Here is a 13,189-nt window from a genome sequence, read left to right as displayed (position 1 = left end):
ATGATCCACAGGTGGGCGACTAAAATACCATATTCGCCTTAAGATTAAAGACAATGAGGTTGTGAAATAGCGGTTTACCAAAGATGCAAGCGAGAGGTCTGGGTAGCCATGCGCGCAGGCAGGGAATAAATCGAAATATTGTCATAAACCTTGATATAATCCGCCGCTCTCTGTTTTTCTATCTTTACTACAGCAACGTCAAGGAACCGGGTTTGTCTTATATTCGCCTTAACAAGCATTATATCCATCTTCCATACCTCTATCTCGGGGTTGTGGATGCGCTTATCGTTGCGGGTGTTGCCTGGGGCATACAGTATTTGGGTGTGCAGGCCAGCGCTGATGAATTCGATAAAACAATTCGCTGGATGCCGATCATCATATTGTCTCTGGTCTTGAGTTGCTGCACCTTGTCGATGGGGGTTTACACTGCACTGATTCGCGAGGGCTACTCCAGTATGGTGCTGCGCACCATGGTCAGTTTTTTCCTGTTGGGTAGTTTGGCTCTTTATCTGATAAACCTGTTCTTCGACGGCAATTTTATTAATCAGTCGATGATTTTTTGGTGTGTATTGTTGTCCACTTTGCTGGTATGCATATCGCGCTGGATTTTTGTCAAAATTGTCGATGTCGGCCAACTCAAGCGTCGTGTTGTGATTTACGGTGCTGGTTCCCGTGCAGAAAAACTGTTGTCCGACCTTACGCCGGATGTGGATGTCCTAGGGGTCAAGATTGTCGGCTGTATTCCAAGCGGTAGCGAGCCAACCAAAGTCGATTCCGCCCTGTTAATTCCTGAACCTTCAGATTGGTTGGCCTTCACCAAACAATTCCAGATTTCCGAAATTGTTATTTCGCCCGACGAGCGCCGTCGTTCGGGTGGTGATGTTTTCCCGCTCAGCCAATTCCTTGATTGCAAACTTGCAGGCATCCCCTCTTGCGATGCATTGAGTTTTTGCGAGCGCGAACTGGGCAAGATTGATATATCGCTACTGCAACCAGGTTGGATGTTATTTTCAGATGGTTTCAAATATTCCAAACGGCGTATGCTTGCCAAGCGCCTGTTCGACCTGATTCTGGCCTCGCTCTTTCTGGTTGTACTCTGGCCCTTCATGCTGCTTACTGCACTGGCGGTGAAACTGGAAAGCCCGGGGGCGGTGCTGTATCACCAGGTGCGGGTTGGCCTCAATGGGCGCAGTTTTCGCATCTACAAATTTCGCAGTATGCGTCAGGATGCTGAAAAAAATGGTGCCGTATGGGCGCAAAAAAATGATGCGCGGGTTACCCGTGTGGGTGCATTTATCCGCAATACCCGACTGGATGAATTGCCACAGCTGTATAATGTTTTTGCTGGTCATATGAGTTTTGTTGGGCCTCGCCCTGAACGCCCTGAGTTTGTAACCGATCTTGCGCAGCAAATTCCTTTTTATGAGATGCGCCATAAAGTAAAGCCTGGGTTGATGGGGTGGGCGCAGTTGAAATATCCCTACGGCGCTTCAGTGGAAGATGCTAAAAACAAATTGCAGTACGATTTGTACTACACCAAAAATCACAGCTTTTTTATGGACATGTTGATCATGATCCAAACGGTAGAAATTATTTTATTAGGTAAGGGTGTTCACTAAGACTGGTGCAGTGTTGATTGGCTGGTCTCTTGGTTACTTATAGAGGGAGGCTCTATGAAAAAATGTATGGCAGCTATAGGCGTAATGCTGGCGGTATTTATTCTGTCCGCGTGTAGTAACAACAAAGCCGTGAGCAATCCAGAAGCGGCAGATGCCGCTGTTTTGGCCGAATACCGTATAGGTGTAGGCGACGCGTTATCAGTGAATGTATGGCGCAATCCGGAAATGTCACTCAATGTACCGGTTCGTCCCGATGGCAAAATTTCAATGCCGTTGATCGGCGATATCATGGCGGCTGACCTGACTACTGAACAGCTTTCACAAAATATCACCAAGAGTCTCACTACCTATATCCGCAGTCCGCAGGTAACAGTGATAGTCACCAATCCCAGCAGTTCCGATTTCCAACGCCGTGTGCGCATCACTGGTGCTGTTGCAAGCCCGCAATCTATTCCCTACCGCGAAGGTATGACTGTGCTCGATCTGGTGTTGCTGGCTGGTGGACCTAATCAGTTTGCATCTGCGAATAAAGCCAAGCTGTACCGCAAGGTAAATAACGAATTGAAAGTATATCCAATCAAACTGGATGATCTTATCAATGATGGCGATGTTGCAACTAACTACACCTTGCAGCCATCGGACATAGTTACTGTTCCAGAGCGCAATTTTTAAGTGATGGTTGAAATTGTTGGTTAACGAATTGAGATAGCACATGGATAAAGCATACCTGAAAGATTTATTGGCGGCGTTGCGTGCTGAGCTGATCCGCTTGCGGTTTTGGTGCGTGCTGTTGTTTTTGGTGGTCGCCTACATTTTTCTTGCTGTCGGGCTAGTGTGGCCAAAGAGCTTCACCACCAAGGTAGTCTTGTTTGCGGATGTAACCAACATTATTGAGCCGCTGCTTAAAGGGCGCGCAGAGATCACTAAGATCGACCGCTCCGAGCAGGCGAGTGAGGTGATTTATACGCGGCGGATTTTGTTGGAAACGGCTAAACAAGCCGGGTTGTTGAAAAACTCCTCCTCTGTTGATGAACAGGATGCGTTGGTCAAACGATTGCGCGAAGGGATAGTCATTGCACGTGAACGCAATGAGAACTATGTGCAGATCAGCTATACCGCAGGTAATCCAGATCGCTCCTTTGAAATCCTCAATGCGGTCGTTAACGTATTTATCGAAGATATTGCCAAGCGTAAGCGCGATGAAAGTGTGGGTGCCTATAACTTTATTGATGCGCAGGTGCAAACTTACAAGCGCCAACTGGAAGCTGCTGAAGAAAAGCTGAAGGAATTTAAATCAAAAAATACCGATGGCAGCGAAGAGTCCGTCAGTGCGCGCATAGGAGAGCTGCGTCAGGAACTGGAAAGCTTGAAGATAGCAATCGAAGAGACCCAGTCCCGTATTAACTCGATCGAGCAACAGCTCAACAATGAAGGTCAATATTTAAAAGCAAAAGGCCAAGTTGACGAGATGAATCAGCGTCGTCAAACCTTGAATGCGCAGTTGGAGCAAATGTTGCTGAGTTATCAGGAAAACTACCCCGATGTAGTCTCCCTGCGGGCGCAAATTGCGGAGTTGGATACCGCTATTAGCAAACTTCAATCGTCTGGCGATGTTTTTGGTAATAGCGATAAAGTCCAAAACCCGCTCTACGAAGAATTGCGTAAACAGGCAGCGGATGCTGAAGTTGAGCTGCGCGCACAGAAGCGACGCATGCAGTCCTTATTGGTGCTTCAGGAAGAGGAGTTTGCCCGTCAGCAGCGCATCGCCGCCAGCCAGGCCGAGCTGTCAGAGTTGACACGCGACTATGATGTAACCAAAAAAGTTTACGATGAAATGTTGCAACGTAAAGAGTCGGCACGGGTTTCCATGACGTTGGATATTGAAGGCCAAGGTGTCTCCTATCGCATTCAAGAGCCCGCCAGTTTTCCGCTAAAGCCGTCTGGTTTGCACTTTATCCATTTTGCATTTGCTGGCCCCATTATTGGGCTCTTGGCCCCAATCGGTTTGCTGCTGCTGTTTGTGATGGTTGATCCTCATCTGCGCTCTGCACGGGTTTTGCAAAAACAGTTGCCGGCTGATATCGAAGTGATTGGTGTTATCCCCCATTACAAATCGCCAATAGGGGAGCGGTTATTGAAAAAAGATGTGCTGTTGATTTTCTCAATTGCGAGTGTTGGCATGATTTGTTATCTGGCGATCGCAATTTATTGGCAATTGGTCAAGGGTTAATCTGGTGAATACTCAGGGCATGATGATGGATAAACGCAAAGAAAAAAACCTAAGCCAATTGATGGAAGATGTTGATGCATTGGTGGAGGATAGCGATCAGCTCGTAAAAAATGCAGTGCTGGAGCATCGCAAGCGCGAAAAGATTAAAAATATGGATATGCCTCTGCTCTGGATGCAAGAAGAGTTGTATGAGAAAAAAATCGTCTTTACGGGTATGCGCCAGCGTGAAGTACTGAACGCATTTCGTGAGGTGCGTATTCGGCTTTTGCAGCGTCATCACTCAGACAATATGGTTGTGCTGGTCTCATCAGTTGCAGCTGATGTAGCTTCCAGTTATTTCAGTTTTAATCTGGCCGCCACTTTCGCTCTTGATCAGCACAAGACTGCACTCTACGTAGATTGCAACCCCTATAACTCGGACGTAGGGAAATATGTTACCTCTAATATTGAGTCAGGCCTTTCAAATTATTTAACTGACTACACAGTCCCGCTTAAAAATATTATTTATCCAACGGGCGTCGAGCGTTTGCGCGTTATTCCTTCTGGCGGATCAAGCGACTCTGCTGCCGAATTTTTCAACTCCAAACGGATGGAAGTGTTGGTAGCTGAAATAAAATCGCGTTATCCCGACCGTTTTATTGTATTGGATGCGCCCTCAATTCAGCAGTCAACTGAAGCGCGAATCCTGGCGCGTTATTGTGATCATGCATTACTTGTTGTGCCGTTTGGCAAAGTCGTTACTGATGAGGTGCTTTCTGCTGTGGACGCAGTAGGCAAAGAAAAGTTTGCGGGTGTCGTCTTCAATAACTGATTAGTGAGGCGGGTTATGAACATAATAAAATTACTTCCCGCCACCAGGCTTTCGTTAATGCTATTGGTGTTTAACCAAGTACACGCCAACCAGTTGTACGAAACACCTGTAAAAGAAAACCAATTTAGTGCCTCTATTTCGGCTGGCAGTTTGATGACAGACAACGCCGAAAAAACGTTGCTGGAGCCCATAGAGGAACGTCAGGATATTTATGGATTGGGGCTGGTGGCTGATTACAGCAATTGGCTGGTGGATGCTGATGTTGATTATCAGCTTCATGCACAAAAATTCTCCGAGCAATCACAGGCCGATGAAGAGTATGCCGATGGCAGCTCAGTTTTGGTTTTTGGTAAAGAGGCTGATCCTCTGGCATTGGAGCTTGAGCATTCCCGGCGCATGTTGCTCCGGTCACCTGAAGAGGTGACCTTGTTGGAAAACCAGCAAGAGCGTGAAATGATTTCAGCGCGGCCAATCATCCGCAAAAGGCTATCCGGCGCTGATCGAATTTTTCTGCAGGGGCAAGCGTCAAAAGTGCGCTTCATAGAAGCCGATGGCAGTCAGGATTCAAAACGCAATGGCGCTACGTTTGGGTGGGCTCATGTCACCTCCAAAACCAGTGCGATGATGTTAAGTTCACAACAAATGGATGTGAGTTTCGATCAGCAACCTGATGCTGATTATCGTATGGTGAATACAGCACTTTCTTACCAAGTGCAGCTGCGCAAACTGGATTACAGTGTACAAGTAGGTTACAACGAAATTTCTCCCGAGACCGGAGAAAAACAGAGTGCTCCCAGTTATAACTTTAGCTTGGGCTACGCCAGTGGATACCATCTTTTTACCGCGTCCGCGGATCGGCAGATAACAGATTCGTCGTTTGGTAATGGTAATTTGGGTAATGAAAATCCTATACCGGGTAGCGATGGCTTGTCCCAAAATTTGGGGAAAATAGACAGGCGCAATATGGCGCTGGATTTTAGTACAGATGCAATCTGTGATCGCTGTACATTTTCGGTTGGAGCATCTTTAGTTGACGATGAATATCTCGAGCGCGATGAGCAAGCGCGCAATAACTACCTTCGTTCGGCATTTGTCTATTCATTGTCGAGCGCTGCTAAATTAACGCTGCGAGTGGATCAATCAAAATACGATCAAGATGTTAATCAGGTTAATAGAGAATACACAACGGATTATTTATCCCTGGAATATGCCTACCGGTTTAATAATGGATTTGATATCCGATTATTTTCCCGCAAGGAAGAGCGAGATGGGGAAGGGGAAGTGAATAATTACCAAGAGAATATATATGGTGCCATATTGGAATATGAATTTTGATGGGTGCAATACAAAGCGTCGTAATTGGTGGTCAGACTGTGTTACTGGTGAAAACAAAATGGAAATACGGGTGGGGAAAATGAAGAGTTTTTTTAAAATAATATTGATTTCACTTTGCGCCGGTTTGATCGCGTGCAGTGATAAACAAGCAGAAAGCCAGGAGCAGGCGCAGCGGCATATAAATTCGGCCAAAGTATATATGGAGCAAGGTCAATATCGCGCGGCGATTATTGAAGCCAAAAATATTATTCAACTGACACCAGAATCGGCCGATGGTTATATTGCTTTGGCGCATATATATAATGAAATTGGCTCTTATGCCTCTGCGCAAAGTTTACTGGAGCAAGTGGTAAAGAAAAACCCTGCAGTGGCGACTGAATTGGCCTATGCCTATTTTCTTAATAAAAAATCCCTGACGGCAATCAATACCGTAAATACTTATCCGGCTGATGCCAGCAATCCTGAAGCCAAACAGCGTCAGGCGTGGATAAGTGCTATGTCAAACATTAGCTTGGGCAATAAAGATGGATATGAGTTGGCTCTGAAAGAGTTTAAAGCCCTGGGTGGTAGTGATGCAGAAGCAAAATACATCGAGGCGAGTTATTTGCTTTCAAAAGGCGAGCTTGAGAATGCTCAGTCTACCTTGACTGAAGTGTTGGCGGCCACTCCGGATAATATCGATGCCTTGACCATGATGGCTGGTGTAAATATTTTTCTGCGCAATTTGGATGGGGCTGAAAAGCACCTCACCAAAGCGTTGGGCTTGTTGAAAAACACCGACATATTGAGCCGTCGAAAAGGGCAAATTATCAGCTTGTTAACGGATACCTTGATCCAGCAAGGGCGCACCAGCGAAGCATACACTTACCAAAAATTATTGGCAGAGTCCAACCCGGAAGGTAATGCTGCGCAACAACGTTTTAGTGAAGCGATGGAGTATTACCAGCAGGGGAAATTTGCTGAAGCAGAAGCTATTTTGCGTGAATTGCGTGAGCAATATCCAAACGATAAAAACACTGCAACCCTGCTAGGTATGGTCGAATATCAACAAGGGTCCAATCAACAAGCAGCGGACCTGTTTGATGAATTTATTGACCCGGAAACTGCCACGCCGTCGGTTCTGCAAGCTGCTGCATTGGTTAAGTTTCGCAATAACCAAATGGATGAAGCGATTGAGTTGTTGAAGAAAGCGGCAGATAGCCAACCGAACAATCATATTGTGTTGGCCACATATGGTCTGGCTTTGCTCGATAAAGATCCACAAAGTGCAGAGGGCGCGACAGCACTGGAAAAAAGTTTGGCACTTGAGCCCAAACAACAGCGTATCCGCATTGCGTTGGCGAAGCGCCATTTGCTTTTAAAACAAACTGAGCAGGCAGTGGCGCAGTTGCAAAAAGCTTATCAGGAGCAGCCAGACGACTTCTATATCCAACAAGCGTATTTCAAAACATTGCTCAACGATAACCAAACCGAAAAGCTGGAAGAAGAAATAACGGCGTTTAAAAATAAAGACCCGCAAAACTCACGCGGTTACTTTTTTGCAGGCTGGTATCAGTTACAACAAAAAAACTTTTCGGCTGCTGAGCAAGAGTTTGAAAAAGCCATCGCAGTAAAAGATAGCAAAGAAAAACAATTTGCTTATGCCGGGCTAGCGCAGGTGTATGAAACGCAAGAGCTGGCACAAAAAGCAATTACTGCTTGGCAATTGGCTCTAGAAGAAGATCCGGGTATGGTTATCGGATATGCCCGCTGGTTTGCGCAAATGCGCAAACTAAAACGTGAGGACTCAGCGTTTTCGTTTGTGCGTGATCTGGAAGGGAAAACCAGTAAATGGGAGCCGTCTGTTGTACTGGCACAATTGTATGTCGGAAAAAACCAATTTTCTGAAGCAATAAAACATATTGATATCGCATTGGAGCGTAGTAATAACGCAACCAACATCAAACAAATTGCGGCAAATCTCTACCGTTTACAGGGCGTACAGCTCCGGGGGCAAAATAAACTGCCTGAAGCACGCGAAAGTTTAATGCAGGCAATCAAATTATTTCCAGAAAATGCCGATTATCTTGCAGTATTGATTGAGACAGAAATTGGTGCCAAGAATATTCAAGAGGCGCAAAAACTACTCGACCAATTTGTTAAAACTCCAGAGAACGAAGCTGAGCGTCTATTTTTGCAAGGTTTGATTCGTTTTGCAGAAGATAAAAAAGACGAAGGTTTTCAGCTGTACATGCAATCCTGGGCAGCCAAGCCGATGGAAATTGTTGCTGAGCAAATTTACGGTTTTCATCACAAAGGCGGCAATCAAGAAAAAGCTGAAGCTTTCCTTGCGGATTGGTATGAGAAATTACCTAAGAGCAACAGGGCGTCGTTGTTGCTGGCTGTGAGTGCTCAAGGTAAGAATGATCCCAAGCAAGCTATTGCCTGGTATGAGAAATCCGTTGAGTTAAATCCGCAAATGCCTGCGGCATTGAACAACCTCGCGTGGATGTATTATGAAAGTAAAGATCCACGGGCATTAGAGTATGCTAAACGGGCTTATGAACTTGCTCCTAATGTTGCAGCTATTGTTGATACCTACGGCTGGATCCTGGTAGAGCGTGGCGATTTACAAAAGGGTATTGAGCTGCTCACTAAAGCAGTAGCTCTCGAGCCGGACAATCAAGAGATGCAATACCATCTCAAAGAAGCACAAAGCCGTCAGTAATTAATAAAAACTAGCGAGCAGTTTTACGACTGCTCGCTATTTTTTTTGTCTATAGCGAATCCATGTCATGAGCGATTACTTTCCCGCAGCAAATTGTCCAGGGATTTTTTCTACTCGGGAATGGAGGGAGGCCTGGGAAAATGCATGGGCAGATCACAACGCTATTATAGCGGTTGGAGATCAGCATCCAGGGATCAATGACCAGCAGACATTTTATTGCTACCAACAAAAAAAGCCGTCGTTCCTTTCATTTCAAACACTTTTTCCTGCGGGTATGTCCACCAGTGTCAGCCCAAGTTTGCGCAGCGAGTATTTCATGCTGGTCAATCAGCAAGCGGAGACATTTATTGCCGCTGCCCTTGATCATCCGTGGAGTCAGTTATTTCTTCCCGACATTATGTCCGCCACACCAGAATATGCCGCGTTGGTCAACGCCGCAAAAGCCAAAGGTTTGCAAGTATTGGTGCGGGACGTCGCGAAAAGTTACGCGGTGCGTTTACAGGAAAATAGTTTCGATAACTATCTAAAACATATCGGCAGTAACACGCGCTTGAAGTTATTTAACAAGCGTAAAAAGCTGTATGCGATCGGTGATATTAGCCAGCAAAATCTGTGGCCAGATTTGGATGGGTTTATTCGTATCCTCAATGAGTTTCATCTGCAGCGCTGGGATAAACCATGCTATCAAGGACGCAACTTAAAACAAATCATCACATTTTTACAGCGCATTGCCGATGTGGGTGGAAAGCCGGATCTCTCAGTTATTTATTGCAACGGCAAGCCTATTTCGGTGGTACTGGATCTCTACTATCGGCAGCGGATATATAATATCCAGTCGGGCTATGTTGAAAAATTTCAGGATGGAATATCACTAGGCACATTGCATCTGGGAATGCAAATAGAAAAGGCATTTACAACCGATGCCATTTATTATGATTTCATGGCAGGTAACGGCAAGAACTCCAATTACAAACAATCGCTCGCCACTCACCATGCCCATTTTTCCAGCTTGATGTTAGTGAGAAACCCACTGCTAAAAAGTTTGTATTACATGAATGACTTTTTGCAACGAATGAAAGCGCCTAGGGAATCCCTTTAATAATTGTCGGGCCGATAATTTTTGTCAGCCATACCGGCAGCCATTTCCAAAGCATAATAAAAATTTTAAGTTTCGGGTTGTCGGGGTTAAGCTCAGGTTTTTGCGCGTTTTCTGGCAACAGGGTGTACCAATAATTCTGGCAAGGCTCTGCTCCCCATTGTTTTTTGAATTTGAATGTGCCGGCATCCAATGTTGAGCGGCCAAAATCAAAATAGTGGCAGCCCTGGTTTATTGCGAACGAAAGCACCTTGCGATACATCCACATATTGGCGTTGTACTTGTTCGCTGATTGAATGGTTGATGCCCAGGGAATTTCCATCAGCTTGCCATGATTGACCAAAAAAGCGCACGAAACGGGTTTTTGTTTGACATACACAATGAGTAGGGCTGCATTTAAGCCCGGGTGTTGCAGAATATTTGCGAACCATTGTATGGCGTACACGGGTGTTCCCAGGTCGCGCATGTTGCGAGCGAATACGCGATAAAAATCTTCCAGCAATTCCATTTTTCCAATTTTATATTCCGGCAAAAATTCATCCGCTTTTTTATATTGGGCGCGCACTTTGCTGCCCAGCATTTTATCCAGCTCTGTGTCGTTTGCCGGTAATACCAAAATCATGGATGCTTTTTTGGTGGAAGGATTATCCCCGAGGTTGGGATAAATACTGCGTATCTCAATATGGCGTAATTCCAGCTCTGTGCGCAGTGCGCGTAGTTTATCGATGAGTGCCAGACAGATATCAAAATACTCGCACACTATGCCGCCGTAATTCAGGTAGGGCATTGAAACCGCGAATTTGCCGAATAGTGGCGATGAAAACACCGTAACAGGAATGCCGCCCAATAATTTACCTTGGTTATCGCGCGCGCAGACCAGCAGTGAATGGTGCCCAAAACTTTGCTCGATTACCTCTGCCCAAGCGGGATTGTGGCTCGGTAGTGCATAAGCATGTTGCGCCACAAATACCGGCCAATCTGTTACAGCTGCAAAGTTATCAACGGATAGCGTAAATGGATTGTCCCAGCAGCGGTGCTGATTAAGCGTAGGAAATACTGGTGTGGTTGACGCGGCTGGCGCTTGGCTGGTGGTAGTGAGTGCCTCTGCATCCTTTAACGCGCTTTCAAGCTGTTTGATGCGCAGGGATATGTCTTTCATCAACTCTAATTGCTGTGCGTATTCGACACTATCCTTGAGCAAGTGTTTAAATTTTCCGGAAATAATTCCTTTTTCAACTTTCAGCGATTTAAGCTCGCTGTGCAGTGCCGATGGCAAATTCATAACGCGGGTAAACCTGTTAAATTGAGCTGCGAATATATTCAAGCCAGGAAGAATACCTGACAAATTTATCAAAACTGTTTGGGAAGCTGTGGCGTTTAATATGCAGTGGCTTTTCCTTTATGTGCTGCAAGCGCATATTGCCTGGCATCGCAGTGAGTGCAGCCACAAATCCTGCCGCTTTTACCAATTCAGCTTGATGAGGTAAGTAATCTTGTGCTGTGCCGGATGGATAACAAAAAACCTGGGAGGGGTTATTTATTTCCTGTCCAAGTCGATGGTTTGCGCGCGCTAATTCCGCACTAATTTGCGCATCCGACAGCGCTGCAAAAACCTGATGGCTGCAAGCGTGTGAGCCTATGCGCAACCCTTGCAATTCTGCTGCACGTAAACTATCCCAAGAGGCAGGCGTATACGTTAAGGGTGCATTTGTTGGGAGCTCAACCGCAAGTGCCGCCACTGCATTCTGTACAAATTGCATCAAATCATCAGAGCTAAGTGTTTTGCCAAAGCGAGTAAGTTGGCGGCGGCTGTGCGTACGTGCTACCGGATGGGTTAAATCGAGCTTGAAAGGCTTTTGCTGATAGTGAAATTCCACTTGGCTGAGTGCAGAACTCCATACAGCGTAATTTAATTTTGCATCCCATGGCCAATCGTGGCGATCAACCATATCAACAATCGTGTAGAGCGTTGGTTTGGCATCATGTTGTAATAACACTGGTACCAATTGATCTACTTGATCCTGATAGCCGTCATCAAGAGTAAAACAAATGGTCGGCCGCTCACGATTATTACCAGCCAAGGCATCGGCAACTAACTCATCAATAGAGGCAAACTCAAAACCGCTTTTTCGCGCATAATTAAGGCAGTCATTAAGCAGTCTTGGAGCGAGTCCTTCATAGGCGCCGTTGTCAGGTTGCGGGCGATGAATCATGTAGATGGTGACATAATGCCCCACCAAAAAATTCATCAGCCGTGTCAACCTTGGCGATGTTAATGTCGATTGCAGCAATCTACTCATCAACCATTAATTCCATGTAATAAAAAATTCAGTGAATCAATTACACCCAGCCTGACAAGCGGGCACCTAACAGGCGCGGTGTATTGCTCACTTGTTCGTGTACACCAATACGGCACAGTTGATGTACGGGCGTGCGTCTAGCATTCACAATGCCGCGTTGTGTAGTAACGGCAGCTCGATACGTGGCCGTGACAGCATCCAATGCAGCTTGATTGTAATCGCCGTTGGGAAAGCAAAAAATATCTACTGCATCTGGTAACTGTGCTTGCAATAGCGCTTTACTGGCGACAATTTCGTGTGCAATTTCATCGCTGCTGAGCTGGGCATTCAACCGTTTGTGATTGCAAGTGTGCGAACCAATTTTGACGAGGCCGGATTGCGTCATGCTGCGCAGTTCATCCCAGGTCATCAAGCCGCGCGGCATACTAAACGTCAGTAGTGTTTGCCAATTGAGAGCGGTAAGCGCAGCAAAAATATCGGCATCGCTGGATTGTTTGAGCGCTTTAATAACGGTGGCAATAAATTCGCGATTTTTAGTATCGCCGCCGGTGCCTGTTTGTGCCAGTGCGCGCGCAAATACCGGTTGTTGCTGCAGTGCGCTGAGTGCATTGCTGTGCAGCAGGGCGCTCACAATGTTGGGCCAAAACTGAAACTCAGTGCCAATTTTTTCCACCACCGCAAATAGGGTTACGGGGGTTGCTTCGGCATTAATAATCGGCAACGCGTATTCGTAGTTATCGTACCAGCCATCGTCAAATGTCACCACGCACGCGCGGCGCGGCAAACGCTCACCCGCTTCACGCAAACGCAGCCACTCGGAAAAATCCATCAGATCAAAATGCCGTTTTAATTCGCGCAGGTGCATGCTGAAGGTTTCGGGGGTGATAATCATGCCCGGTTCTTCAAGCTGGTAGCGGATATCCGTGTGCGGCAATATGCGGTGATACATCAGCACCCAAAGCTGTGGATCTTGCTGCAACCAATTCATCCGGTGGGGGCCGAAATAGTTGGCGCCGCGCGTGGCGATCTGTTTGAGTAACTGTTTCATAGTGATTAAAGTTTAGTCGCCATTCATTTTTGTGTGGTAATTC

At 46.1% G+C, this 13,189-nt stretch carries 10 protein-coding genes; 7 read left to right on the top strand and 3 right to left on the bottom strand.

Annotated elements, in window-relative coordinates; genetic code table 11:
- The first annotated feature begins 212 nt into the window (after positions 1-212).
- The 7 genes from J2X05_RS03355 (at position 213) to J2X05_RS03325 (ending at position 9,801) form a co-directional block, all read left to right on the top strand.
- The gene (locus J2X05_RS03355; protein WP_310068616.1) at positions 213-1,619 is read left to right on the top strand and encodes a TIGR03013 family XrtA/PEP-CTERM system glycosyltransferase; all 1,407 of its coding nucleotides are present in this window, start codon (positions 213-215) and stop codon (positions 1,617-1,619) included.
- A 54-nt stretch (positions 1,620-1,673) separates the two neighbouring features.
- Positions 1,674-2,291 (top strand): XrtA/PEP-CTERM system exopolysaccharide export protein, encoded by a 618-nt coding sequence (locus J2X05_RS03350; protein WP_310068614.1) that lies wholly within the window; start codon positions 1,674-1,676, stop codon positions 2,289-2,291.
- Positions 2,292-2,331: 40 nt separating this feature from the next.
- Positions 2,332-3,849 (top strand): XrtA system polysaccharide chain length determinant, encoded by a 1,518-nt coding sequence (locus tag J2X05_RS03345; protein ID WP_310068613.1) that lies wholly within the window; start codon positions 2,332-2,334, stop codon positions 3,847-3,849.
- 4 nt (positions 3,850-3,853) lie between these two features.
- Positions 3,854-4,660: a CpsD/CapB family tyrosine-protein kinase gene (locus J2X05_RS03340; RefSeq protein ID WP_310068611.1), complete on the top strand. Its 807-nt coding sequence runs from the start codon at positions 3,854-3,856 to the stop codon at positions 4,658-4,660.
- 15 nt (positions 4,661-4,675) lie between these two features.
- Positions 4,676-5,995 (top strand): hypothetical protein, encoded by a 1,320-nt coding sequence (locus tag J2X05_RS03335; protein ID WP_310068607.1) that lies wholly within the window; start codon positions 4,676-4,678, stop codon positions 5,993-5,995.
- A gap of 79 nt (positions 5,996-6,074) precedes the next feature.
- Complete coding sequence (locus tag J2X05_RS03330) at positions 6,075-8,702, top strand: tetratricopeptide repeat protein (RefSeq protein ID WP_310068605.1); 2,628 nt, start codon at positions 6,075-6,077, stop codon at positions 8,700-8,702.
- A gap of 274 nt (positions 8,703-8,976) precedes the next feature.
- Positions 8,977-9,801, top strand: coding sequence for a GNAT family N-acetyltransferase (locus tag J2X05_RS03325; RefSeq protein WP_310068603.1), 825 nt, complete (start codon positions 8,977-8,979; stop codon positions 9,799-9,801).
- Here the strand turns inward: J2X05_RS03325 and J2X05_RS03320 are convergent.
- From J2X05_RS03320 to J2X05_RS03310, 3 genes are all read right to left on the bottom strand, one after another.
- On the bottom strand, positions 9,785-11,080 hold the full coding sequence (locus J2X05_RS03320; RefSeq protein ID WP_310068601.1) for a FemAB family XrtA/PEP-CTERM system-associated protein: 1,296 nt from the start codon (positions 11,078-11,080) through the stop codon (positions 9,785-9,787). The two genes, J2X05_RS03325 and J2X05_RS03320, sit on opposite strands and share 17 nt — an antisense overlap.
- 16 nt (positions 11,081-11,096) lie before the next feature.
- The gene (locus J2X05_RS03315) at positions 11,097-12,047 is read right to left on the bottom strand and encodes a polysaccharide deacetylase family protein (protein WP_310068597.1); all 951 of its coding nucleotides are present in this window, start codon (positions 12,045-12,047) and stop codon (positions 11,097-11,099) included.
- 91 nt (positions 12,048-12,138) lie between these two features.
- Positions 12,139-13,146: a polysaccharide deacetylase family protein gene (locus J2X05_RS03310; protein WP_310068595.1), complete on the bottom strand. Its 1,008-nt coding sequence runs from the start codon at positions 13,144-13,146 to the stop codon at positions 12,139-12,141.
- Positions 13,147-13,189: the final 43 nt, after the last annotated feature.

The sequence above is a fragment of the Cellvibrio fibrivorans genome, assembly GCF_031457055.1.
Classification (GTDB): Bacteria; Pseudomonadota; Gammaproteobacteria; order Pseudomonadales; family Cellvibrionaceae; genus Cellvibrio; species Cellvibrio fibrivorans.
This window is presented reverse-complemented; position numbering and strand designations above follow the sequence as displayed.